The organism is Nocardioides sp. P86 (genome assembly GCF_023712465.1).
Taxonomy (GTDB): domain Bacteria; phylum Actinomycetota; class Actinomycetes; order Propionibacteriales; family Nocardioidaceae; genus Nocardioides; species Nocardioides kribbensis.
In genome coordinates this window covers 59442-83737 of the sequence record NZ_JAMAYE010000004.1, presented here as the reverse complement: position 1 = coordinate 83737, position 24296 = coordinate 59442, and the positions used below count along the sequence as shown (strand labels likewise).

General features: G+C 72.5%; 25 protein-coding genes. 5 read left to right on the top strand and 20 right to left on the bottom strand.

Annotated elements, in window-relative coordinates; all coding sequences use genetic code 11:
- Positions 1–100: 100 nt before the first annotated feature.
- Together M3673_RS18060 and M3673_RS18055 are read right to left on the bottom strand one after the other, a co-directional pair.
- Positions 101–1108, bottom strand: coding sequence for a cytochrome d ubiquinol oxidase subunit II (locus tag M3673_RS18060; protein WP_251535399.1), 1008 nt, complete (start codon positions 1106–1108; stop codon positions 101–103).
- On the bottom strand, positions 1105–2499 hold the full coding sequence (locus M3673_RS18055; RefSeq protein ID WP_251535397.1) for a cytochrome ubiquinol oxidase subunit I: 1395 nt from the start codon (positions 2497–2499) through the stop codon (positions 1105–1107). The genes M3673_RS18060 and M3673_RS18055 overlap by 4 nt, the downstream gene beginning before the upstream one ends.
- A gap of 209 nt (positions 2500–2708) precedes the next feature.
- Between M3673_RS18055 and M3673_RS18050 the strand changes: the two genes are divergently transcribed.
- On the top strand, positions 2709–3089 hold the full coding sequence (locus M3673_RS18050) for a hypothetical protein (RefSeq protein WP_251535395.1): 381 nt from the start codon (positions 2709–2711) through the stop codon (positions 3087–3089).
- A 47-nt stretch (positions 3090–3136) separates the two neighbouring features.
- Here M3673_RS18050 and M3673_RS18045 read toward each other — a convergent pair whose 3' ends face one another.
- The 4 genes from M3673_RS18045 to M3673_RS18030 are packed head-to-tail and all read right to left on the bottom strand — an operon-like array spanning position 3137 to position 6265.
- On the bottom strand, positions 3137–3820 hold the full coding sequence (locus tag M3673_RS18045; RefSeq protein WP_193666257.1) for a dihydrofolate reductase family protein: 684 nt from the start codon (positions 3818–3820) through the stop codon (positions 3137–3139).
- On the bottom strand, positions 3808–4386 hold the full coding sequence (locus M3673_RS18040) for a hypothetical protein (RefSeq protein WP_251535393.1): 579 nt from the start codon (positions 4384–4386) through the stop codon (positions 3808–3810). The genes M3673_RS18045 and M3673_RS18040 overlap by 13 nt, the downstream gene beginning before the upstream one ends.
- 5 nt (positions 4387–4391) lie before the next feature.
- Entirely contained in the window at positions 4392–5255 is an 864-nt protein-coding gene (folP, locus tag M3673_RS18035) for a dihydropteroate synthase (protein WP_228942672.1), read from the bottom strand.
- Entirely contained in the window at positions 5252–6265 is a 1014-nt protein-coding gene (locus M3673_RS18030; RefSeq protein WP_251535391.1) for a glucosyl-3-phosphoglycerate synthase, read from the bottom strand. Before M3673_RS18030 ends, folP begins: the two co-directional genes overlap by 4 nt.
- A 166-nt stretch (positions 6266–6431) precedes the next feature.
- Between M3673_RS18030 and M3673_RS18025 the strand changes: the two genes are divergently transcribed.
- A complete protein-coding gene (locus M3673_RS18025; protein WP_251535389.1) occupies positions 6432–7652 on the top strand; it encodes a beta-galactosidase in 1221 nt (406 codons plus the stop codon).
- Here the strand turns inward: M3673_RS18025 and M3673_RS19785 are convergent.
- The 7 genes from M3673_RS19785 to M3673_RS17990 form a co-directional block, all read right to left on the bottom strand.
- Positions 7564–9771: an acyltransferase family protein gene (locus M3673_RS19785; RefSeq protein WP_251535387.1), complete on the bottom strand. Its 2208-nt coding sequence runs from the start codon at positions 9769–9771 to the stop codon at positions 7564–7566. The two genes, M3673_RS18025 and M3673_RS19785, sit on opposite strands and share 89 nt — an antisense overlap.
- Positions 9772–9779: 8 nt before the next feature.
- Positions 9780–10901, bottom strand: a complete 1122-nt coding sequence (locus tag M3673_RS19780) for a glycosyltransferase (protein ID WP_251535384.1) — start codon at positions 10899–10901, stop codon at positions 9780–9782.
- 29 nt (positions 10902–10930) lie between these two features.
- Entirely contained in the window at positions 10931–11074 is a 144-nt protein-coding gene (locus M3673_RS18010) for a hypothetical protein (protein WP_251535382.1), read from the bottom strand.
- 218 nt (positions 11075–11292) lie between these two features.
- The gene (locus M3673_RS18005; protein WP_251535380.1) at positions 11293–12735 is read right to left on the bottom strand and encodes an oligosaccharide flippase family protein; all 1443 of its coding nucleotides are present in this window, start codon (positions 12733–12735) and stop codon (positions 11293–11295) included.
- Positions 12732–14297: a phospholipid carrier-dependent glycosyltransferase gene (locus M3673_RS18000; protein WP_193666265.1), complete on the bottom strand. Its 1566-nt coding sequence runs from the start codon at positions 14295–14297 to the stop codon at positions 12732–12734. The genes M3673_RS18005 and M3673_RS18000 overlap by 4 nt, the downstream gene beginning before the upstream one ends.
- A 72-nt stretch (positions 14298–14369) precedes the next feature.
- Positions 14370–15770, bottom strand: a complete 1401-nt coding sequence (locus tag M3673_RS19775) for a glycosyltransferase family 4 protein (protein ID WP_193666266.1) — start codon at positions 15768–15770, stop codon at positions 14370–14372.
- Positions 15763–16485 (bottom strand): glycosyltransferase, encoded by a 723-nt coding sequence (locus M3673_RS17990; RefSeq protein WP_251535378.1) that lies wholly within the window; start codon positions 16483–16485, stop codon positions 15763–15765. The genes M3673_RS19775 and M3673_RS17990 overlap by 8 nt, the downstream gene beginning before the upstream one ends.
- Positions 16486–17167: 682 nt before the next feature.
- Between M3673_RS17990 and M3673_RS17985 the strand changes: the two genes are divergently transcribed.
- The 3 genes from M3673_RS17985 to M3673_RS19770 are packed head-to-tail and all read left to right on the top strand — an operon-like array spanning position 17168 to position 21287.
- The gene (locus tag M3673_RS17985) at positions 17168–18418 is read left to right on the top strand and encodes a glycosyltransferase family 2 protein (protein WP_056863441.1); all 1251 of its coding nucleotides are present in this window, start codon (positions 17168–17170) and stop codon (positions 18416–18418) included.
- Positions 18415–20064, top strand: coding sequence for a glycosyltransferase family 39 protein (locus M3673_RS17980; protein ID WP_251535376.1), 1650 nt, complete (start codon positions 18415–18417; stop codon positions 20062–20064). Before M3673_RS17985 ends, M3673_RS17980 begins: the two co-directional genes overlap by 4 nt.
- Complete coding sequence (locus tag M3673_RS19770) at positions 20061–21287, top strand: glycosyltransferase (protein WP_251535374.1); 1227 nt, start codon at positions 20061–20063, stop codon at positions 21285–21287. Before M3673_RS17980 ends, M3673_RS19770 begins: the two co-directional genes overlap by 4 nt.
- A 43-nt stretch (positions 21288–21330) precedes the next feature.
- Here M3673_RS19770 and M3673_RS17970 read toward each other — a convergent pair whose 3' ends face one another.
- The 7 genes from M3673_RS17970 to M3673_RS17940 all read right to left on the bottom strand — a co-directional run bounded on the left by M3673_RS17970 (position 21331) and on the right by M3673_RS17940 (position 24295).
- Positions 21331–21636 (bottom strand): STAS domain-containing protein, encoded by a 306-nt coding sequence (locus tag M3673_RS17970; protein WP_251535372.1) that lies wholly within the window; start codon positions 21634–21636, stop codon positions 21331–21333.
- A 188-nt stretch (positions 21637–21824) separates the two neighbouring features.
- The gene (locus M3673_RS17965; RefSeq protein ID WP_251535370.1) at positions 21825–22004 is read right to left on the bottom strand and encodes an intracellular growth attenuator family protein; all 180 of its coding nucleotides are present in this window, start codon (positions 22002–22004) and stop codon (positions 21825–21827) included.
- A gap of 116 nt (positions 22005–22120) precedes the next feature.
- Positions 22121–22477, bottom strand: coding sequence for a phosphomannose isomerase type II C-terminal cupin domain (locus M3673_RS17960; RefSeq protein ID WP_251535368.1), 357 nt, complete (start codon positions 22475–22477; stop codon positions 22121–22123).
- Between the two features lie 174 nt (positions 22478–22651).
- A complete protein-coding gene (locus M3673_RS17955; protein WP_193666272.1) occupies positions 22652–22813 on the bottom strand; it encodes a hypothetical protein in 162 nt (53 codons plus the stop codon).
- Between the two features lie 88 nt (positions 22814–22901).
- Complete coding sequence (locus M3673_RS17950; RefSeq protein ID WP_156697800.1) at positions 22902–23105, bottom strand: hypothetical protein; 204 nt, start codon at positions 23103–23105, stop codon at positions 22902–22904.
- Between the two features lie 26 nt (positions 23106–23131).
- Positions 23132–23422 carry a DUF2516 family protein gene (locus M3673_RS17945; RefSeq protein WP_251535366.1) on the bottom strand — a complete coding sequence of 97 codons (291 nt, stop codon included), beginning with the start codon at positions 23420–23422 and terminating at the stop codon, positions 23132–23134.
- A 123-nt stretch (positions 23423–23545) separates the two neighbouring features.
- Positions 23546–24295, bottom strand: coding sequence for a hypothetical protein (locus M3673_RS17940; protein WP_251535364.1), 750 nt, complete (start codon positions 24293–24295; stop codon positions 23546–23548).
- Position 24296 lies beyond the last annotated feature (1 nt).

The window sequence follows — 24296 nt, the reverse complement described above, 5'->3', positions numbered from 1 at the left end:
CCCGACCCGCACCTGTCGGCCGACGCGTGGGCCGACAGGTGCGGGTTTCACCGGCCGGCTGGCGAAACCCGCGGACGCCCGCCGACCCCACCCGACGCCCTCAGTGCCCCGCGTCGGCCCACTTCTCCGACTGCGTCAGCGAGAAGAGGTACGCCAGGGCGGGCAGGACGACGGCGCCGGCGATGCCCACGGCGACGAGGAGGGCGGCCAGCGTGGCGGGGGCGCCGGCGGCGTCGGTGAGGGTGACCTCGTCGACGAGCAGCCAGGGGTACTGCCCGATCCCCCAGCCCGACACCACGGCGGCCACGGCGACGAGGGCGGTCAGCCGGGCCACGGAGTGGCGTCCGACCCAGAGCAGCCACAGGGTGGCGGCGCCGGCCGCGGCGGAGAGCAGCACCAGCGGCAGGGCGCGGCCGCTGAGGCCGACCCACAGGGTCGGGGCGTCCTCGTGGAGCGGCACCAGGGCGGCGAAGACGACGAGCCCGGTGACCGCGCCGACACCGAGGGTCCGGGTGCGCAGCTGCGCCACCAGGTGCGTGCGGCCGGCCCGCGCGGCGTCGGCGACCAGGAAGACCCCGGCGAGGAAGGCGCAGGTGCCGACGGCGATGGCCCCGCCGAAGAACGACGTGGCGGTCAGCCACGACCCCCACACGTCGCCGCGTCCCTCGGCCGGCACCCGCCCCGAGGCGATCGCGCCGGCGGCCGCGCCGAGGAAGAAGGGCGTGATCAGCGAGGAGGCGGCGAAGACCGCGCCGAAGAGCTGGGCCTGGCGCAGCGAGCCGGAGTACTTGCGGAACGCGAACGCGGCCCCGCGCAGCACGATGCCCAGCAGCGCGAAGAGCATGGGGAAGATCAGCGTGCTCATGGTGGAGGCGAAGGAGGCCGGGAAGCCGGTCCACCACACGACGAGCACGTAGATCAGCCACACGTGGTTGGCCTCCCACACCGGCCCGAGACTGTGGTCGACCTGGGTGCGCAGCTCCGCGCCGCGTCGGCTGCCGCCCGCGGTGAGGTCGTAGAAGCCCGACCCGAAGTCGGCCCCGCCGAGGAGGGCGTAGGCGATCACGCCGGTGAACAGCGCCGCGGCGACGGCCAGCTCGAGGCTCACGCGTCGGCCCCCTCGAGCGACTCGCGCTCCGGGCCGTAAGGGCTGGGCAGGTCCTCCTCGCCCTCGCGCCAGCGCCGGGCCATCGAGCGGAGCACGACCACGGCGCCGACGGTCATCGCGGTGTAGACGACGGTGGAGATGCCGAGCAGCCACCACAGGCCGGGGTTGTCACCGGCGGCCTCGGTGGTGCGCATGACGCCGTAGACGACCCAGGGCTGCCGGCCGACCTCGGTGGCGATCCAGCCCGCCTCGAGGGCGACGACGGCCAGGGGTCCGGCGAGCACGGCGCCGCGCAGGAACCAGCGGTTGCCGAGCAGGTCGTGCCCGCGCCAGCGGGCCAGCCAGAAGACCACGACCGCGAGGGCCAGCAGGGTGCCGATGCCGACCATCGACTGGAAGGCCAGGTGGGTGATGTTGACCGGCGGCTGCTCGTCGACGGGGATGGTGTCGAGGCCCTGCACCGGCTCGGTGAAGGAGTTCCGCGCGATGAGCGAGCCGAGGTAGGGGATGTCGAGGGCGTAGCGGACCTCCCCGTCGACCAGCAGGCCGCCCAGGCGCAGCGGCGAGGGGCTCTCGGTCTCCAGGGCCAGCTCGAAGGCGGCCAACTTGGCCGGCTGCGTCGAGGCGAGCCGGGAGCCGAGCAGGTGGCCGATGACCGGCTGGAGCAGCGCGGCCACGGTGGCGAAGACGAAGGGCACGGTGAAGCCGAGGCGGTGGTGGCGGTCGCGGCGACCGCGGAGCATCCCGGCGGCGTAGACCGCGCTGATCGCGAAGCCCGCGACCATGAAGGCCGCCACCCACATGTGGAGGAACTGCATCCACACGCCGTCGTTGAGGAAGGCCACCCAGGGCTGGACGTCGACGACCTCGCCGCCCTCGATGCGGAAGCCGGTGGGGTTGTTCATCCACCCGTTGACCGCGAGCACGCAGAAGGTGCCGACGACGCCGGTGATGCCCATCGGCACGAGCATCAGCAGGTGCTGCTTGGGCGGGATGCGTCCCCATCCGTAGAGGTAGATGCCCAGGAAGATGGCCTCGAGGAAGAAGGCGAGGCCCTCGAAGGCGAAGGGCAGTCCGAGCACGTCGCCGAAGCGGCTCATCAGGCCCGGCCACAGCAGCCCGAACTCGAAGGACAGCACCGTGCCGGAGACCGCGCCGATCGCGAAGAGCACCGCGGAGACCTTCGACCAGCGCTTGGCCAGCACCAGCGCGTCGGGGTCGTCGCGGTAGATGCCGCGCCAGTGCATCGCGAAGATGATGGTGGGGAAGGCGACGCCGAAGCAGGCCAGCACGATGTGCCAGCCCAGCGACAGCGCCATCTGCTGCCGCGCCGGGAGCAGCCCGGCGGGGTCGTCGGTGACCAGGGACGTGAGGGCGAGGAGGGGCTCCACGCACTCGACGCTACATCGGAGGGAGACCCCCTCCGAGGGTTTGTGAATTCATTCACGAAGTCGTGGGGGTGGTCCTCGACACACGGCCGTCACACGTTCTTCACGGCCCCCACCCCGCAAGGTGAAACGATTGGCGCGCAGGCTGGGGCAGCATCTACGGTCGGTCGGCCGTCTGGCACCAACCGGCCCGCGACAGGAAGAGGACAGCCGTGAACGCCCCCGAGCGATCCGACGAGGCCCCCCGTCGCGACCCCGGCGTGCCCGCCGTCCGCCTGACCGACGTCGACACCACGCTGCTGACCCGGGTCGGCGCCGTGCGCTGCACGCTGCGGGTGAGCAACGACGACGTCACCCCCATCGTCGACCTCGCCGTCACCCACGAGAGCGAGGACGGCCTCGTCTGCGGCATGCTCGCCAAGGAGATGCCCGGCCGCAGCAGCCGCGAGTTCAGCGTGCTGATCCAGGTCGGCGAGCACGCCGAGCTCTCCCTGCCGCTCACCCTCGTCTTCACCGACGCCTACGGCGGTCACTGGGCCGCCACCAGCGAGGCCCCCGTCCGGTACGTCGGGCCCGCGGCCCCCGGCGACTGACGCCGGGCCCGCGGCCCCCGGGCACCCGCGCGGGTGGCGCAGCGAGGCTACTGGCCCACGCGCCAGCGTCCGAGCAGCGTGCCGTGGTCCTCGAGCAGCAGGGTCAGGTCGAGCGGCTTGTCGATCGGCGCGCCCTCGGTGATCCGGCCGTTGCTGCCGGCGACCAGGCGCGGCACGGTGGTGCCGGTGAGCTCGTCGACACAGCCCTGGAAGACCATGTCGCGCAGCAGGTGGGGCCCGCCCTCGCAGAGCTGGTTGCCCCAGCCGCGCTCGGCCAGGGTGGCCTTGAGCAGGGGCAGGTCGACCCGGTGGGAGCCGAGGGTCAGCACATGCTCCTCGCCGAGGGTCGCGCGGGCCTTCTCGATGCCGTCGGAGCGCGAGCAGGTGGCGAGGTAGACCGAGCCGGCCGGCGCGCCCACCAACGAGGGCGGCACCTGCGCCTTGCGGCTGACCAGCACGATCGGGGTGTCGGTGGGGCGGTAGCCCTCGGCCTTGGCCGTGCCGGCGCCGACGATGATCACGTCGGCCAGCGAGCGCAGCGTGTCGAAGACCCGCTTGTCGGCGGCGTTGTTGATCGAGCCGCTCACCCCGGTGTCGCCGGTGGCGCTGCCGTCCACCGTGCTCACCATGTTGGCGCGCAGCCACGGCGTCGACGGCGCCGAGTAGAGCTCGCGCAGGTCGTCGTCGCTCACGTCAGGTCCGACGGTGTCGGGACCGATCAGGACTCGCATGTCCACCTCATCACCCAGTACTGCACGCCGAACGGGTCGGCGGCGAAGTCCACCTCTGCCCGCCAGGCCCCCTGTCCGCCCCCGAGGAGCCGGCCCAGCGTCACGAACCCGTCGGGGTGGCCGACCAGCAGCTGATCCGCGAGCTCGCGGTCCAAGCGTGTCAGGTGCCCCGCGTCGACCTGACGGAGGGCCCTCCCCAACGCCTCGTCGAAGCCCGGGGCCCGCTCGTCGAGGTGCCCCGGCGCCTTCTCCCCGCGCCGGGCCGACCCGTTGGCCACCACCACGTACGCCGCACCCTCGGGGTCGGCCGCAGGGTCGCCCGCGGGGTCGGCCGCGGTGCTCGCGGGGACGACGTCGGCAGCGACTCCCGCCGCCTCGAGCAGCGAGCGGGCGACCCGCTCGCCCTGCGCGTCGGCCACGAGCACGACCGACCCCGCGCCGGTGAGCGACCCGAGCGCCGCGACGCACGCCGCGCGGAGCTCCGCGACCGGGTCGGCGATCCCGGCGTACTCGGGGAGCAGCGCGAGCACCCCCGGCACCAGCACGACGGTCCTCGCACCACGCACGGCACTCACTGCAGCCCCCTGATCGCTCGGGCCGGGCGGCGACGCCCGAGCACGGTGTTGACCATGTCGACGGTCTGGCGGGTCTCCACGACCTGGTGCACGCGGTAGATCCGCGCGCCGGCGGCGGCGCACAGCGCGGTGGCGGCCAGGGTGCCGACGAGCCGCTCGCCGACCGGGAGGTCGAGCGACTCCCCCACGAAGTCCTTGTTCGACAGCGACACCAGCACCGGGCGACCGGTGTCGACCATCTCGCCGATGCGCCGGGTGACCTCGAGGGAGTGGAAGGTGTTCTTGCCGAAGTCGTGGGCGGGGTCGATGACCACGCTGCGGGGGTCGACGCCGGCGGCGACGGCGCGGTCGGCGTAGGCCATGGTGTCGGCGATCGCGGAGGCGACGACGTCGTCGTACTCCACCCGGAAGGGGCGGGTGCGCGGCGTCGCGCCGCCGGTGTGGGTGCAGATCACCGCGGCGCCGGCCTCGGCGGCGGCGTCGACGAGCTCGGGGTCGGCCCCGCCCCAGGCGTCGTTGAGCACGTCGGCGCCGGCCTCGCAGACCGCCCGGCCGACCTCGGCGCGCCAGGTGTCGACGGAGATGACGAGGTCGGGGTGCTCCGCGCGCACCTGCGCGACGAAGTCGACGACGCGCGCCTTCTCCTCGGCGGCGTCGATCTCGACGCCGGGGGCGGCCTTGATGCCGCCGATGTCGACGATCTCGGCGCCGTCGGCCACGACCTGCGCGACGCGCGCGAGCGCCTTGTCCTCGGCCCAGGTGGCGCCCTTGTCGAAGAAGGAGTCGGGGGTGCGGTTGACGATGGCCATCATCAGCATGGCGTCGTCGTCGAACTCACGACGGCCGAGCTTGAGCGTCACAGGAGGTCCTTCGCGGGTGGTCGTTCGATGATCGGTACGTCGCGCTCGACGGGGCTGATGCGCCCGCCGTCGGGACGGTACTGCCGCAGCCGCACCGCCCCCTCCCCCCTCCGGCCCGAGTCCCCAGCGCCTCCTCCGGTGGTCGAGGAGCCAGCGCCGGCGAGCGTCTCGACACCACCACGCCGCCGCTCGACGGCCGCGAGGATCTGCACGGCCATGGCCCCCAGGTCGAGCAGCGCCTGGTGGCGGTGCGCGCGCCGCCCGAGGTCGACCTGGGCGATCGCGCCGGCGCCCCGCAGCCGGCAGGTGTCGATGAGGGCGGCCAGCTCCACGGCGTAGCCGGTCGGCACCGACAGCGACGCGAAGAGCTCACGGCGGATCGCCCACTCCCCCGCCAGGGGCTGCACGAGCCCGGCGAGCGCGGGGTGCTCGAGGGCGATGACCGGGCGGGCGACGAGCTCGGTGACCCGCCCGCCGTCGAGCGCGCCGAGCCCCTCGGGGCCCTCGCCGGTGCCGGGCCGCTCGTAGAAGCCCTTCACCAGCCCGACCTCGGGCCGGGTCAGCAGCGGACCGAGCAGACCGGGCACGAAGTGGGTGTCCCAGTCGACGAGGTCGGCGTCCATGAAGACCAGCACGTCGCCGGTGGTCACGAAGAGCGACTTCCACATCGCCTCGCCCTTGCCGGGGTGGCTGCCCAGCTCGGGGCGCACCTCCGCGGAGCGGTGCACCACGGCGCCGGCGTCGGTGGCGACCTCGTAGGTCGCGTCGGTGGAGTCGGAGTCGATGACGACGATCTCGTCCAGCAGCGCGACGGTCTCCACGAGCGCCTCGCGCACCCGGGTGACGACGTCGCCGACGGTGGCGGCCTCGTTGCGGGCCGGCACGACGAGGCTGACCCGCAGCCCGCTCGCGGCCTTGGCGGCCAGCAGGTCGTCGAGCGACCAGTCGGCCCACACGTAGGTCGCCGGTGCCGAGCCGTCCGCGGGGGCGGAGGCAGCCGAGTGCGTCACGTGGCGAGAGTAGCCAGCGACCCGGCGCACCCACCCACCGGACGACGACCGGGCGACCCGCCGGTCGGCTCGCGCCACATGGTCATGAATGACCATCTCGTCGTCCGACCGGTGCGCTGCGTCTCATGACGCCTCACGGGTCGCCCGGCTCTGTGAGGCTGGTGTCATGCCCCCCCGCCCCCGCCGTCGCCCGAGCGACCGGACGACACGCGCCCGCCTGGCGTCCGTCCTGGCGCTCTGCCTCGTGGCCGTGGGGTCCACCGGCACACTGCCGCCGGCCGCCGCCCACGAAGGTGCCGCCGACCCCGCGCACGCCTACTACGGGATCCTGGGCGCCAACGCACTCGACCTGACCACGCTGACCGGGACCGGCGTGACCGCGGTCTCGCTCGAGGTCGGCTGGGACCGGCTGGAGCCGCAGCGGGGCCGTATCGACCCGGCCTACGCCGCCCAGGTCGCCGGTCGCGCCGAGCAGATCCGCGCGGCAGGCCTCGACGTCATCCTCGACGCCGGCCTGCAGTACCCGCCGTCCTGGGTGTTCGACGTCGGCGGCGACACCCGCTTCGTCAACCAGTACGGCGACGTCTGGCAGGGCCAGGTCGGTGCTCGGGTGCCCGACGCCGTCTTCAACCCGAGGGTGCGACGGGCCCAGAACCGCTACCTCCACCGGCTGTCGGCGGTGCTCGACGACGGGCCCATCGCCGCGATCCGCGTCGGGGGGCTCTGGTACAACGAGCTCCACTACCCCCCTGCCACCGTCGGCGACCACCGCAACAGCCTGTGGGCCTTCAGTCCCACGGCCCAGGCCCAGTCACCCGTGCCCGGCTACCGACCCGGGCAGGGCACGACGGAGGAGACGGCCGCCTTCCTGACGTGGTACCTCGAGAAGATCAACGACTACGGGATGTGGCAGCTGCGGCACTACCGCAGGGCCTTCGGGTGGAGGCCTACCCTCCAGCTGCTGCTCCCGGGGTGGGGAGTGCGCCCCGGCGACGTCGACAAGGCCGTGGCGGGCGGCCTGCGCGGTGCCACCCGTGGCGAGCTGACCGGCGCCCTCAACGAGGGCCTCGACTGGGCCGGTCTGCTGCCTCGCGCGGCCACCGTGCGCGGGCACAACGAGGCCTACACCACCTGGGTCGACGCTGCCGACCAGGGCACCGACCCGGTCTACGAGAGCCCGGTGCGGCACCTGGTGCGACTCGCGGAGCCCCTGGGCCTGCCGGTCGCCGGCGAGAACACCGGCACCAACTCCCCCGAGGAGATGCAGCGCTCGGTCGACCGGGTGCACGAGCTGGGCCTCACCGGCCTGGTGTGGATGAACGCAGCCCAGCTCCAGGACGGTCGGTGGGCGACCCTGGACGACTACCGGCGCCTTCTGGCCCCCTGACCAGCGGACCGCCTGCGCCGCTAGCGCCGCCGGTCAGCGCGGCGGTGGAGCGCAAGGCGGAGGCCAGCAGGGGCTCCACCCGCTCGGCGAAGGCCGTCGTCATGTGGACGGCGTCCGACCGCACGGGCACACCGTCCACGAAGCTCGGGCACTGGTCCCGGAAGCAGAACCACGGCGCCGAGCTGATCCACGTGCCGCCCAGGTCGGCGGCCATCGCCTGCTCGGAGCGGGCCCGGCTGACCCACGAGTCGCTCACCTGACCGACGCAGTCGACGGGCGAGGACAGCCGGGTGTAGCACTCCTCGATGTCGGTCCCGCCGGACGGCGGGGCGAGGACCACCACGGCGGCTCCCGCGGCGGCCGCGGGGGCGAGCAGCTGCTTCACGCCCCGCGCCCACCCGGTGTCGCTCACCGAGTCGCCGGTGCCCAGCACGTCGGGTGTCTCCGAGGAGTTGGCCACGACCACCACGTCGGGATCAAGGTCGGCGATGGTGGCGAGGGCTGCGTCGCGTCGCGTCGCGCAGTCGTCGACGGCCTCGCTACTGCTGCCGACCGGCAGCGGCACGAAGGGACAGCCGAACGTGCCCAGGCTGACCAGGTCCCACGACCCGCGGGCCCCGAGCACCTCACGCAGAGGGGCGACGTAGGTCAGCGAGACGGAGTCGCCCACGACCACCGCGGTCCTCCGCGCGGCCGGCGACCCCCACGTGCACGCCTCGAGGTCGACGGACTCCGTGCTCACCCCGCAGGCGACCACGTCGTCCGGCGCCTGGGCGCTCCCGATCGCCTGCTCCATGCTCGGATCGAGCACCGGCCAGTCGGTTGTCTCCAGCGCCGCCAGCACCTTCTCCTGCCAGCCCGTCTCCGCCGCGGTCAGCGGAGCGACCGTCGTGGCCGCGGGAGCCGCTGCGGTCAGGTCGACCTCGGGCTGGGCGGCCGTGGGCCGCAGGGCGAGGCCGGCGAGCAGGGCGGTCACCGTGACGGCGCCGAGACTGGCGACCAGCAGCCGGTAGCGGGGTGTGAGCACGCCCGAGGTGGCCGCTTGCCCGGAGGACCGCTGTCGCGAGCGACGCAGCGGGGTCTCCACCAGCTCGTAGGAGTAGTAGGCGGCGACCAGCATGGCGAGCGCCGCCCCGGCGCGGGTCACCGTGGTCTCCGCGACGACCGCGAACCCGAGGACGATGACCGGGAAGTGCCACAGGTAGAGGGAGTAGGAGCGGTCGCCCAGCCAGGTGGCGACGCGGTTGCGCAGCAGCCACGGACCGTCGGCGTGCTCGGGCACCCCGGCGAGCACCACCAGGGCGGTGGCCGCGACAGGGGCGGCCGCCCAGGGGCCGGGGAACGCCAGGTCGGAGCCGACCAGCAGCAGCGAGGCCACGATGCCCGTCAGCCCGACCCACGACAGCACCCGAGCCGGGACACGGCCTATCCGGCGCAGCACCGGGACGCCGGCCGCGAGACCCGCCCCGACGGCCAGTTCCCAGGCACGGGAGAAGGTGGAGAAGTAGGCCACCGTGGGGGCGACGGCCGACTCGTGCACCGCCCACACGAACGACGCGAGCGCGACCAGGGCGGCCGTCGCCCCCACGACCACACGCTGGGCGCCCCGGCCGCCCGCGCGCGAGGTCAGGGCCGCGAGGGCGACCAGGAGCACCGGCCAGACGACGTAGTACTGCTCCTCGACGGCCAAGGACCAGTAGTGCTGCAGCGGCGACGGTGGGGCGTCGGCCCGGAAGTAGTCGGTGCCCTCGAGCCCGAAGCGCCAGTTGGCGGCGAAGGCCACGGCCCAGCCGGCGTCGGTGACGGTGGCCGCGAGCCGGGGGCCGGAGTAGATCAGCCACGACCCGAGGAGGGTGACGGCGAGCACGAGCCAGGCCGCCGGCAGCAGCCTGCGAGCACGTCGCTCGTAGAAGCCCCTCAGGGAGATGCGGCCGGTCGAAGCCCGCTCCCGCAGCAGCAGGTCGGTGATGAGGAAGCCGGAGAGCACGAAGAAGACGTCGACCCCGACGAAGCCGCCGGTGGGCCAGCCGAGGAGGTGGTCACCGACGACCGCCACGACCGCGAGGGCGCGGAGGCCCTGGATGTCGCGCCGGTGCTGGCTCCCTTCCGGGGCTGGCACGCCCGCGCTCACCTGCGCTCCGCCGGGTCGGGCCTGGACGCCGCGCCCGCTCGGGCCACGTCGAGGTAGACCGCCTCCTGCTCGCGCGCGATGGCGTCCCACTCGAAGCGACGGGCGAAGTCGCGCCCGCTCCCGGCGGCCCGGGCCTTGAGACCGGGGTCGTGCCACGCGGCCGCGAGCGCCTCGGCGTAGGCCCCCGCGTCGAGCAGGTCCGTCACGAGGACACCGCTCCCCTCGGGCACGACCTCGCGCAGGCAGGGGATGGCGTAGGCCACCACGGGGCTGCCGCAGGCCAGCGCCTCCACCGCCACCATGCCGAAGGTCTCGTAGCGCGAGGGCATCGCGACGACCCGCGCCCCGGCGAGCAGCCGGAGCTTCTCCTCCCCCTCCACCCGGCCGAGCATCACCACGCTGTCAGCGATGCCGAGACGCTCGCAGAGCCGCTCCAGCCTGGCCCGGTCGGGACCGTCGCCGGCGATGACCAGGCGTCCGCCGACCCGGTGGGCGACGCCGGCCCAGGCTTCGCAGAGCAGGTCGAGCCCCTTCTGCGCGATCTCGAGGCGGCCGAGGTAGACCACGTCGCCGCTGTCGGGCTCGCGCACCTCGAAGGCCTCCGGCTCGACCCCGTTCGGCACGACGTCCACGCGCAGCGCGGGTGCGCGCGACCCGATCTGGTCGGCGAGGTCGTGCGAGACGGCCACCGCCCGCCGGTGCGAGCGCAGCCCCAGGGACTCGAAGGCGAGGAACGGCAGGTGGTACTGCCGCGACTTGCCCGCTGCGTCCAGCCACTGCACCACCGCGAGCGTCGGGCGTCGGGTCCACCGCGGCGCCGAGACCGACCCGAGCGGCGCCGCGAACTCCTCCACGACGAGGTCGTAGTGCCGGGAGTGGCGCAGGAGGAACCACGGCAGGCAGGCGAAGTAGCTGAGCAGCGAGACCATGTAGCCGCGACCGATGCCGAGGTGGAGGTGACGTACGCCGTCCTCGACACGGTCCTCCGCGCCCGGGTAGCGGGCGGTCACCATCGTGATGTCGTGGTGCCGCGCGAGCCGTGCGTTGACGGCCCGGTTGCGCGCCGAGCCGCCCCCGCTCCCGGGGCGTCGATGGTCCTCGAACCCGAGGTGGAGCACGCGGAGCCTGCGGGAAGGGCTGTCGGCCGTCACTGCTGCCGCCCGACCGTCGACGGGCTCACGTCGATCCGTGCGGTCACGACGCCGGCGAGACGTTCATGGCCCGAGGCGCTCCAGTGCATGTGGTCGGCGAGGTAGTCGCCCCAGACATCGAGCTCCGGGGTGGGATCCACGAACTCGGCTCCGTGCTTCGCGGCTGCCCTGCGCAGCACAGTCGCGAGGTGAGAAGTGGTCGCAGGAGCAGAACGCTCAGGGCATTCGTGACCCCAGTCCGGGGGGTGCTGGACGCCCATGGTGATGCCGTGGCAGCGTGGAATAGTCGCAGATGCGACTACTCGGATCTTCTCAGGTAACTGCATTCCAGGGCGGTGATGGCTGACGCGCTGGTCCGTCATGAGTCGCCTCTCGATACGAGGATGGTGTGCAGGGAGGCGCCGAGGAGCGCCGCGGTGGCCAGCGGCACGGCCAGGAGCCAGACCCAGGTGGAGCCGGAGGCGTCGGCGCCTGCGAGGAACGCCGTGGCGAGCAGGGCGCCGGCGAGGTCCGACCGCCCGACACCTGCCCAGGGGCGCCATGACCGGGTGCGCACCGCGAGGTGGCACAGCAGTCCCACCATGACGACGGCCGCGGTGAGCGCCACGGCGTAGGCACCGCGCGTGGACGCCAGCACGAGGGCGACGGTCTGCAGCACGGCGGCCGCGAGCAGGACCAGGAGCGCACTGCGGGAGCGCGCGCGGGCGAGGAGGCCCACCACGAGGAGGTTGACCACACCGGCAGCGACTCCCGTGACCCCGGTGATGCGCACCAGCGCGGACACCTCGCCAGCGGCTTCCCCGCCCACCACCGCGACCAGGTCGGTCGGCACGGTGAGGAAGGCGAGGAGGGCGAGGACTCCCAGTCGGGCGAAGAGGGCTACCCCCAGCCGCAGCTGCTCGGCATGAGCCTCGTCGGACCGAGCGGCGACGAGGGCGGGATAGATGGCTTGGCCGAGCGCGATGCTGAGGAAGAGCGGCGCGCGCCCGAGCAGCGCAGCGGCCTGGTAGGCGTACCCGTCCAGGTCCGACCAACCAGCCGCTGCCGCCACCACGGTGTCGGCGCTCGACAGCATCGTCAGCAGCACCTGCACGACGCCGAGCACCAGGGCCGTGGACAACAGCTCGCGGGTGACGCCCCGACGGGGTCGCCGCAGCGGCAGGCCGGCACGGCACAGGACGACAGCCGCCAGCAGCAGCAGTGCGCTGGCTATCGGCATCCCGGCTACCGCGCCGATCGCCGATCCGCCGAGCGCGACCACCGCGACCAGACCGATCACGATCCGGCCCACGGCCTCGCCGATGCGCAGCAGAGCGATGGTCGACATGCGTTGCTGACCCTGGAGGAACCCGACCGGGGCTGCGAGCAGCGAGGTCGCCAGTGCTGCGCCGGCTGCGACGAGGGCGAGGCCGGGACCTCCGATGCCCAGGCAGATCACGAACGTCAGCGCCGCCAGCACGACACCCTGGACGGAGGCTGCGACCACGCCGAAGTGGAGTGCCTGTCGTCGGGCGTGCCCCGCACCCTCGCCCAGGGTCGAGGCGTGGGCCACCTCGCGGGCCACGACCCACGGCACCGCCGCCATCACCCCGGTCCCGATCACCAGGAGCACCGACTGCACGCCGACGAACTCGACGAACGCGGCCTGCGGCAGCAGCCTCGCCATGGAGAGGCTGAAGAGGTAGTTGCCGCCGCTGATGGCCACGACGGCCAGGGAGAGCCAGAGAGCCCCGCGGGCCCAGCCGCTCGACGCGGAGGGCGAGGAGGGTCCGGCGGTGTCCTCGACCGTCGAGCCGGTCATGACGACCCGCCCGTCAGGGGGCGCACGTCGAACAGCACGAGCCGGTCTCCGTCGCCCGCCGGCGCCTCGAAGACGACGTCCGCCTGCTTCTCCAGACGCGCCAGGACAGCCGGCCTGGCGAGGCCGTACCCCTCACGTACGAGCTTGGTCTGCACGAGGACGTAGTCGACGTCCTCGCGACGGAACTCGCGCACGGTCGACCACTCGCCCAGCTCGGCGTTCTCGACCAGGAACTGCGCGGTGCCCTCGGTGACCGCCATGCGGCTGCCGGCGGTGATGGCGTCGGCCTCCCAGTGCACGAAGGCCGCGTAGGCATCGACGTCGGTCGTGTGGGTGCGGTGCCACACCGACACGTCGAAGAGCACCGGCACGACCACGAGGACGGCGACCACGACGGGGGCGAGTCGGTGGCCGATGCCGGCGGCCCACGACCGGGCCCACAGGACGAGGGTCAGGACGCAGGGCGCCAGGGTGATGTAGTACATCTGCTCCTCGATCGAGCCGATGAACGTGGCGTAGACGAGGTAGCCGCAGGCAGCCAGGCTCCAGGCCGGCAGCACCACGGCCATCGGGTCCGGCCTCAGGGCGGCACGCTCGCTGGCGGCGACGAGCCGCCGCAGCAGCACGAGCGTGGCGATGCCGCCGAGCAGGAGGAGGCCGTAGGTCACCGCGAAGTCCTGGGCGTTGGCGGCGATGCGGGAGGTGAGCGTCACCTGGGTCGTCGGGGAGTTGAAGCCGGTCGGCTGCTCGGTGCCGACGAGCCGCGCGAGCCCCTCGGTCCGCGAGTCCCACCAGGTGGAGAAGCCGTACGACGAGGCCACCGCCAGGCTGCACGCCGCGTAGCCGGCGATGCTGCCGACCAGCACGGTCACCGTGGTCCGCCGGCGCACCGCCGCACCGAACCACAGGGCCAGCACGGCGAGGGCTCCGACCAGCACCATGCCGAAGGTCTCCTTGGTCGAGAGCGTCAGCCCGCCGAGGACGGCCGCGCCGGCGGTGGCCCACCGCTCGCGGGTCCGCTCGGTGGTGCGAGCAGCGGTGACCAGGAGCAGCAGGCACCCGAGGAGGAACAGCTGGGCGAAGGGCTCGATCAGCACCCTGCTGTCGAAGGAGATCTGGAAGGGGTCGACGGCGACCAGGCCACCCGCGACGAGGGCCGGGACCCGGCCCAGACCTACACGGCGGGCCAGGGCCCAGACCGCGACGACGACCAGGGCTCCGGCGGCCGCGCTCACGTGCCGCAGCGCCAGGATCGAGTCGATGGGGGCGAGGTCGGGGCCGAGGAGTCGCAGCGCACCACCGAGGACGAGGAAGGAGACCGGCGGGTGCAGGGTGAAGGGCTCGCCGTACAGCACGACCCCTGCACCGGTGGCCACGTTGTGCGCGAGCTCGCGGTAGGTGACCTCGTCGATGAAGACGTCGTAGGCACTCTCCACACGGAACCACCGCAGCGCGAGCGCGAGCACCAGCAGCCCCGCGGGGAGCAGCAGGTCGACGAGTCGTCCGGTCGGCCTCCTCCTCAGCGTCGCGGCAGCGCGCTGCGACCAGGCGTGCGTCCTCACCGGCGAGTCGGCCCGGTGGACCGGCTGCTCAGGGCGCGCGGACGTGGCCCGGTCCTCGGTCTGGGTCACGGATCAGCCGGCCAGGGGAGCCAGGTGGTCCCGCCGGCGAGCGACGCGGTACTCGATGCGTCCGTCGTCGACGATGCCGACGCGCCGCATCACGGCGGCGCTCGCGCTGGTGTCGGCGTTGGCGAGGAAGACCTCGACCCATCCCGGCCCGGTGCTGACCACGTCGCCGTGTCGCAGACGGGGCTGCCAGTCGACCGGCACCAGCTCAGCGGGCACCCGCACGACCGTCGAGACGTCTGACCCCGTACGACGCTCGGGGTGGGGCAGCGACAGGCGACGGGTCTCCTGCTCGACGGCCGACCAGATGCGCCCGGTCATCGCGCTCCAGGTGAAGTTCAGAGCCCAGCCGTGGCAGGCCGCGGCCAGGGCCGCCCGGTGTGCGGGGGCGGCGAGCTCGGCGAGCAGCGGCGCTGCCGCTTCCGCCAGCGGCTGGGCGTCGTCGATCAGCCAACCGTTGGTGCCGTGCTGGATGGAGTCACGCAGTCCCGGGCGGGCGTAGGCCACCACCGGGGTGCCGAGTGCGTTGGCCTCGATGACGGAGATGCCCCATCCCTCCCCCTCGGAGGCGTTGACGCACAGCCACGACGCTGCGACCACCTGGTCGCGCTCCTCGTTGCTGCAGTGGGGCCGGAAGGTGACGATGTCGTCGACGCCGAGGTCTGCGGCCAGGCGCTTCAGACCCTCCAGCTCGGTGCCCCCTCCCACCACGTCGAGGGTGATGTCGGGGACCGTCGCCCGAAGCGCGGCCACCGCCTCGATGGTCATGCCCGTGCGCTTGTGCGGCACGAGGCGACCGACGCTCACGACGGAGGGATGGTCCGTCTTGACCGGCGAGGAGGTCGCGAGGTCGAGACTCACCCGCCAGCCTGGCGGGACGATCTTCACCTCGCCGCGCAGCTGGAGGATCTCCCGCGCGCCCTGGCGGGTGGACGGGGACACGGCGATCACCGTCCTGGTGCCGTAGACGGCGCGCGAGACCGTGGACTCGAGGAAGCGGCCGACCGCGGCCACCGGCCGCGGGAAGTAGAGGGCGAACTGGTCCTGGTGCACGTGGTGCAGCAGGAGGAGGCACGGGGTCGAGCGCCGCACCGCGAGCGGGCTGAAGAACGGGATGCCGTTCTGGGAGTCGATCACGGCCCGCACGCTGCGACGGTGCAGGAGGAGCCACAGCAGCGCCCAGGCGTAGACGGTGAAGCGACCACCCCGCCGACGCACGGTGTAGCCGTGCACCTGCTCCTCGCGTGGCCGGCCTGCCACTGAGGAAGTCAGCAGCACCACGCGGTGTCCCCTCCGGGCGAGGTCCGCAGCGACCTCGTCGCACACCAGCTCCGCCCCACCCGCCTGCGGGTGGTCGAGGTCGCGCCAGTTGGCCACGACGACGTATCCGCTCGTGTCGTCACGCACGGGCCACCGCCTCGGTCTCGTTGAGCACCCGGCGCACGGTCATCAGGTCGCGGAAGGAGCGCCAGCCGTCGCTGACGACGTTGAACCGGCTACCGGCGTCGTTCGACCAGCTCACCGGCAGCTCGGCCACCACGGCATCGGTCCGCTGGATGCGGGCGATCAGCTCGACGTCGAAGGCGTAGCCCTGCAGGCGCATGGTGCCGAAGACCCGCCGGGCCAACGCGCCGTCGAGCATCTTGAATCCGCACTGGGTGTCGGGCATCGGGCCGACGATGGTCGTGGCCACGCGGTTGAAGGCCCGGCTACCGACCTGGCGCAACAGGCTCTGGGGCACCTCGATGCTCGCGCCGATGGCCCGCCGGCTCCCGATGACGGCGTCGTGACCACCGCGCACCATCTCCATCCCGTCCAGCAATGCACTCGGCGGCGTCGACAGGTCGGCGTCGCAGTAGGCGACGACGGCGGCCCTGGTCTCCAGCACACCGCGCCTGACAGCCGCGCCCTTGCCCCGCTCCGAGCAGCTGACCAGACGGAGGTCGAGCCGGTCGCGGAAGCGCTCCAGCACGTCGGCGGTCCCGTCGGTGCATCCGTTGTCGACGACGACCACGGACACGGAGAAGGGCGCGTCGGCCAGAGCCACGGCGATCTCGTCGAGGGTGGCGCCCAGGCGCAGCTCCTCGTTGAGCACCGGGATGACGACCTCGAGGTCGGCCACGGAGGAGGAGCGCAGTCCCGGACCGCGTCCGGATCGCCCCTCGTCAGGGCGCACTCGCCCAGCGGTGATGCTCATGTGATCCCCCCAGATCGATCTGAAGGATCCGCGCGGTGATGCCCGGTCGCTGCCCGGCCGCCTCGGATCCGTCCACAGGAGAACACGACTCGCAAAGCAAAGCCAGTCCGGACCGAGCCCTTCGCGCATCCTCCGATCGGTCGAGAATTTTCTAGTCCGACACGTGAGATGCACCGTCGAACGCACGACATCGCGCCATCCTCGGGCGCTCCGGCCCCGCTCACGGGTGGCGTCGGCCGGGGCGTTCGTCACCCGTCTCAGGCCTCTGACCTGCGATGGAGGCCGGCCGGGGACCGGCGCACCGAGTGCGTCGGGGCCTCGCTCACCCCCGCGCACCGCCACTGCGACCCGCTCGACGCGCCGGTGAACGGGGCGTGACAGGCGGGCGCGGGAAACCTGGCGTTAACCAAAAGTCCACTACGTGATTTAACCGACGATTGCCATAGTCGATCGGACATTTGTACAGTCCATCCCGACCTGGGGTTCTGGTGCGGCACCGTCGCCGCCCCCCGGTCCACTGATCGTCGCAACCGGGGGGAAAGACGATGTCACTCACTACTGCTGTGCCCACGCACGGCACGTCCACCACGCGCCGCGAGCGACGCCCGTGACGGCGCTCGTCGTCCTGGTCGTGGTCGTGGCCGTCGCGCTCACGACGATCTCCGCGGCCACCTTGTGGTGGATGATGCACGCCTGGGGCTCGCCCGAGGCCTACGAGTCCATCAACGCTCCGCGCACCGACCGGCCGGGGCTGTCCTTCAGCCTGATCATGCCGTGCCGCGACGAGAGCGAGCGCGTGATGGCGGAGACCGTCCGTCGCCTGCTGGCCCAGGACCACCCTGACTTCGAGGTCTTCATCAGTCTCGGCCACGACGACGAGGCGACCATCGAGGCGGCTCGGCGCATCGCGGCCCGTGACCCGCGCGTGCACATCGCGATCAACCACGACGAGCACAAGAACAAGCCGCGCCAGCTCAACAGCACCCTGCAGGAGTGCTCCGGTGACGTCGTCGGCATCATCGACGCGGAGTCGCTCACCGCTCCCGGCCTGCTGCGTCACGTCGACCACACCTTCCGACGCGAAGGCGCCGACGTCGTGCAGGGGGCCGTGCACCTCATGAACCTGCGCAGCCGGTGGTTCAGCCTGCGCAACTGCCTGGAGTACCGGATCTGGTTCCGCTCGCGCCTGCACGGTCACGCCGACAACGGCTTCGTGCCTCTGGGCGGCAACACCGTCTTCATCCGTCGCGCGCTGCTCGAGGAGGTCGGGGGCTGGGACGGCGACTGCCTCGCCGAGGACTGCGAGATCGGCGTCCGGCTCTCCGTGCTGGGCAAGAAGACCGTCTGCGTCTACGAGCCCGCCCTGGTCACGCAGGAGGAGACCCCCGACACCGTCGCCGCGTTCGTCAAGCAGCGCACGCGGTGGGCGCTCGGCTTCATGCAGGTCATGGCCAAGGGCGAGTGGCGCAAGCTCCCCACGCGCCGGCAGCGGGTCCGGGCGCTCTGGCTGCTGAGCCAGCAGTACACGGTGGCCTTCGCCGGGCTGGTGCTGCCCCTCGCGGTGGCTTCGGCCATCATCGGGGGCCTGCCGATCCTCGCCGTGCTGATCGCCTTCGCCCCGCTCGCGCCGGCCCTGATGACGATCGCCTTCGAGATCATCGTGCTCCACGAGTTCGGCCGCGACCTCCAGGTGCGCATCCGCGCTCTGGACTACGTGTGGCTCGTGGTCTCGACGCCGTTCTACCAGCTCCTGCTGGCCGCGGCCTCCCTGCGCGCTGTCGGCAAGTACTGGAGCGGCAACTTCTCCTGGGAGAAGACCAGCCACGTGGGTGCGCACCTCGAGGAGGTGGCGGCATGAGCCTCCTCGAAGGCCGCCACCTCGCCCCGGTGCCCACCGGCCCCGTGGCCCGCCCGTCCGACGCACCGGAGACGCCGGGCTCGCCCCGCCGTCGCGGCGGGCTCGGTCGCCGGCCGGGCCCAGCCGTCTGGGTCGGTCTCGCCGTGGCCCTGGTCGCCCTGGTCCACGTGGCCAACCTCAACGGGTGGCCGGCCTACTTCGACGACGAGGGCACCTACGTCGCTCAGGCCTGGGCCGTCTACCAGGGCGACCTGGCCCACTACACCTACTGGTACGACCACCCGCCGGCCGGCTGGCTGCAGCTGGCATCGTTCCTCGGCCTGCCGGCCCTCGTCGGCATGGAGCCCAGCATCACCGTGGCGCGCTACGTCATGGTGCTCTACACCGTCGTGACCGCGCTGCTGGTCTACCGCCTGAGCCGCAACCTCGGCCTCCGGCGCGGCTTCTCCCTGGGCGCGATGCTGCTGTGGGGACTCTCGCCGCTCGTGGTCTTCGAGGGACGCCAGGTCATGCTCGACAACCTGACGCTCCCCTGGGTCGTGGGGGCGATGGCCCTGGTCACCAGCCCGCGTCGCAACCTGTGGCAGTACGTCGGCGCCGGCGTCTGCTTCGGCGTCGCCGTGCTCACCAAGGAGACGGCCGTGCTCGCCGCACCGGCGCTCCTGGTCGGCCTGTGGGCCTACGCCTACCGACCCACGCGTGCCTTCGGCGTGGTCGGCGCGCTGATGGCGAGCGGTCTCGTCGTCGGCCTGTACCCGCTCTACGCGCTCCTGAAGCTCGAGCTGTTCGCCGGCCCCGACCACGTGTCGGTCCAGGACGCCGTGCTGTTCCAGCTCGTCGACCGCGGCGGCTCCGGCAACTTCTGGCAGGTGGGGAGCGACGCCTACACCGTCCTCGACAGCTGGCTGTTCTACGACGAGCTCCTCCCGATCGGCGGCGTCGTCGCCGGCCTGGTGTGCCTGGCCGTGCCGCGGCTGCGCTGCGTCGGCGTCCTCGTGACCACGATGGCGGTCGTGGCGCTGCGGCCCGGCGGCTACATGCCCGTCATGTACGTCATCGGCGTGCTGCCCTTCGCCGCCGTCGCGATCGCCGGGATCGCCGACCGCGCGACCACGGCGGTGGCCTCGCGCGGCCCGCGCCTGCGGCTGGCCGGGCGCGCCGGCCTGGTGGCAGCACTCCTCGCGGTCGTGGCCTGGACCGGCCCGACCCACGCCGACCGCATCGAGCTCGCTCTGACCGACGAGGGCACCGAGCCCTACGACTCGGCCGTCGCGTGGATGGACGCCAACCTCGAGCGCGACACCAGGATCGCCGCGAGCGACTCCTACTGGAGCACCCTGGTCAACCTCGGGTGGTCCTCCGACGGCTGGTCCGGCCCCATCTGGGCCTACAAGCTCGACGGTGACCCCATCGCCCGGAGGGCCAACCTGCCCGACGGGTGGCGCTCGGTCGACTACCTCGTGCTCGACCGCACCATCCTCGACTCCCGACTCACGCTGGAGTCCAAGCCCCAGCTCTCGCGGGCCATCCGTCACAGCGAGCCCGTGGCGGAGTGGGGCGAGCGCTCGACCCTGGTGCAGATCCGCAGGGTCGTCGACGGCCCGGCCCAGACCAAGCTCTACGACGTGTGGCGGAGGGCCCAGTGAGCACGATCGACCTCAAGGACGACCCCAGGATCGCGGCATCGGTCGCGCCTCGACGTGGCCAGGGTCCGGCGGTCCGTCCGACGACCTCGGTGGTCGTGCCGACCTACAACGAGCAGGACAACGTCGTGCCGCTCGTGCTGGCCCTGCAGGAGGTGCTCGGTCGCGACGGCCGGCACGAGGTGGTCTTCGTCGACGACTCCGACGACGCCACGCCCGACGTCGTCCGCGCCGTCTCCCGCGAGGTCGACCTGCCGGTCAGGCTGGTGCACCGCGCCGTGGGCCAGCGCCAGGGCGGGCTCGGGGGCGCGGTGATCGCGGGCATCCGGGCCAGCAGCGCCGAGACCGTGGTCGTCATGGACGGCGACCTGCAGCATCCACCCGCCACGGTGCCTCTGCTCGTGGCGGCCCTCCGGGGCCACGACGTCGCTGTCGCGTCCCGCTACTGCGAGGACGGCGGTGCCGACGGGCTCGCCGGCGGGCTGCGCCACGCGGTCAGCCGGGCGTCGACGTGGTCCGCCAAGGCGCTGTTCCCCCGGCGACTGCGCGACTGCACCGACCCGATGACGGGGTTCTTCGCGGTGCGGCGCAGCGCGCTGGACGTGGACCGGCTCGAGCCCATGGGCTTCAAGATCCTGCTGGAGATCCTCGCTCGCCACCCTCTGCGGGTCACCGAGGTGCCCTTCGAGTTCGGCGAGCGCCACGCGGGTGAGTCGAAGGCCGACCTGCGCCAGGGGCTCCTCTTCGTGCGCCAGCTGCTCAACCTCAGGGCCGGTCGCATGGTGCGCTTCGGTCTGGTCGGACTCACGGGTCTCGCGGTCAACCTGGCGTGCATGGCGCTGCTGCTGGCCGTTGGTGTCCACTACCTGCCGGCGAGCGTGCTCGCCACCGAGGTCGCCATCGTCAGCAACTTCCTCCTGCAGGAGCGGTTCGTCTTCGGCGACCGACGCGGGTCCTCGTCGCGGCGACGCAGGGCGTGGCAGGCCGTGCTGTTCAACAACGTGGAGCAGCTGGTGCGCCTCCCCCTCCTCGTGCTCGCCGTCGGCGTTCTCGGCGCAGGCGAGCTCGCTTCGCAGGCGGGCCTGATCGTCCTGGCCTTCGCGGGGCGGTACGCCTTCATGAGCCGGGTGGTCTACCCCCAGCGGGCCTCAGGCGTCCTCGTCGTGCTGCGCCGGCGGTCCGGCCGGCGGCCGGTCGCCGCCCCGGTGGACGAGCTCGTCGGCTGACGTCCCCTGGCCGAGGGCCGGTCGGCGTACGACGGGCCGGCCCTCAGGCCGACGCGAAGACCGCGGTGGTGCCGGCGCGCCGCGACGTCCGCTCGAACGTGGCGCTCGCGCTCTCGATCACGATGCCGGCTCCCGACCTGGTGACATCGGCCCAGGTGCGCGCGAGCACCCCGAGGGCTGAGCCGTCGACGAAGGCCACGTCGGTGAGATCGAGCACGACCTGACGACAACCCGACGCCAGGGCGTCGCCGACGGCTCGTCGGATGGACGCAGCGGTGAACGCGTCGAGGTCACCGGCGTATCGCAGCGAGCAGAGGCCGGGCTGCGTCAGCAGGTGGGTGAGGATCACGGGGAGCGCCTGACCGGCGCCGCGGCGCCAGGGTGGTCGAGCGACCCGGGGCGGGCCCGCCTTGGACGGCAGGACCACGAGGTGCCTCGGGACTCCCCTGACTTTACCCGCCAGGGCCGCAGACGACCTCCACCCGAACAGGCTGGCCCTTCCGGGCTATCGCACTGGGGGTGACGCTGCGGAGCCCGTCACGCGACGTCGGCCAGCGGGGCCTCGACGTCCCCTGCGCCGGGCACGAGGGTGAGCCGACGGCGCGCACGCCCACGGCGAGCTGAGGAGAACGCACCCCGCAGGACCGCAGCGACAGCGATGCCCAGCGGGAGGGAGAGCGGGATCCACGTCACGAGCAGGATCAGGACGGCGTTCACCCCCTCATCATCGAGGGCGGGACAGGCGGCCCGCTGCACACGAACGCGCCGGAGGGTCTAGTCCGTTGTGACTAGACCCTCCGGCGTTCGCCCGGCACTCCGAGCGCGATCATCCCTCAGCTCTCGTCGTGCCGCCCGTAGTCGTCCTCGAGGCGCACGATGTCGTCCTCGCCGGTGTAGCGGCCCATCTGGATCTCCACGATCTGCAGGAGGGTGTCCTCCTCGTTCATGATCCGGTGGGCCTGCCCGATCTCCACGTCGACGGTCTGACCCGGCCCGGCGATGACGGTCTCCCCGTCGATGACGCAGGTCGCCTTGCCGGTCACGACGAACCAGTGCTCCGCGCGGTGCTCGTGCGTCTGGTAGCTCAGCCGCGAATGCGGCTTGACGTCGATCCGCTTGACCTTGAAGCCCTCGTCCTCGTCCAGGACGTACCAGGCGCCCCAGGGCCGCTGCTCGAACTCAGATGCCATGTCTCTCGTCCCCCCGTGCTTGCCGTCGGAGCAAGCGCCGACGGCGGCGGCCGTGGTGACCGCTCACAGTAAAGGGTAAGGGCAGCAGCGCGCTCGGAACGACGCCGACATCGAAACTTCATCGGCCCGTCGTTCGGGGCCGGACTGAGGAGCCCGGACGGTCGCAGCGTCCGATCAGGCGACGTCCATGAGGGCACTGTCTCCGACTACGGGCACGGGCGCGAGTGAGCCGACCCGCACGCGTCCTCTCGGACCTCGGAGCACGGCGGCCACGGCGAGGCCGAGCGGCACCGACAGCAGCATCCATCCGACGAGGAGGGCGAGGACGAGGTTCACACCACGATCATCGCGGCGTCCACAGACCACGCGCACGATGCGATCGGCGCGACCGCCCTAGTCATTTGTGACTAGGGCGAGCGTCGGTTCAGCTGTCGTGGGTCCAGAGCAGGACGCACCCCACCACGCCCATGCCCCAGATCGCCAGGACCGGGACGTCCCCGGTGTTCAGTCCGTGGGACTCGTCGAACGCCCAGAACGACTCCCCCGCCCACGGGCCGTGACCCGCGAGCAGCAGAAGCGCCAGGACGGTCAGGGCGAGGAAGAAACCGACCGCCAGAAGACGCCGCACCGGCACAGCGTAGAGGCCGGAGCGTCTCACCGCCTGGTCAACGAGAGCAGCGCAGGCCGCACGTCGGCGAGGTAGACCAGCGCCGCGAGGAGGAAGATCAGGTTGAGGAACGAGATGGGCGAGCCCAGCAGGAGCACGTTGACCGCCACGCCGATGCCGAGGATCAGGCACCAGGCCGGCTTGGTCAGCTTGCCGGCCGCCTCGTAGGCCTCGCCGGAGAACATCAGCGCGTTGACGAAGGTGAAGATCTTCACCACGAGGATCACGAAGGCCACGACGAGGTAGAAGTTGAGCTCGAGCTCGGTCACGTTGGGCACGCCCCGAGCCTAGCCAACGACGCCCTGCCCACCGAACGACGAGACCCCCGGGCCAGCGGGCCCGGGGGTCTCGTCGTCGTGCGTGAGTCAGAACAGCATCAGCTGGTCGTCGTCGGGGTCTCTTCAGTCGCCGACCTTCTTGGCGGCCTCGGTGACGGCCTCGGTGGCGGCGGAGGCGGTCTTCTTGGCCGTGGTGGTGGTGGCCTTCGCGCTGCTCTGGGCGGGCGCCGAGGTCTTCTTGGCCGTGGTGGTGGTCTTCTTCGCGGCGGTCTTGGCCGTGGAGGTGGTCTTCTTGGCCGCGGTCTTGGCGGTGCTGCGGGTCGAGGCCGCAGCCTTCTTCGCGGTCTCGGCCGTGTTCTTGGCCGAGGTCTCGGCCTGCTTCGTGGTGGCCTCGCCCGACTTCTTGGCCTGGGTCGCGGTGGTCTTCGCGCGGGCCTTGGTCGACTTGGCCTGCTTCACCGTGGCCTGGGTCGACTCCTGCTTGCGGATGCGCCCGACGAGGACCTCGCCGCGCTTGGCCAGGTCGGCGTAGGCCGAGGTGGCGGTGTCGACGTTCTCGTTGACGGCCGACTGCACGCGCGTGGGGAGCGCCTGGAGCTCGGCGACGCGGGCCTCGATGGCCTCGCGGCGGGCCTTGGCCTCGTCGGTGATGGTCTCGACGCGGTTGCTGACCGCGGTGGTGGCCTTGTCGCGCAGGGCGGCGGGCTTGAGGCCGTTGACCTTGGCGTGCACGTCCTTCTGCACGTCGGAGACCTTCTTCTGCACGTCGGCGACGTAGTCGCGGACCGCCTCGACGGCGAGGTCGGCCACGCCGGCACCCGCGTAGAGGCCCTTGGTCGCCTCGGTCTTGATGTCGAACTTGGCCTTCGCCATG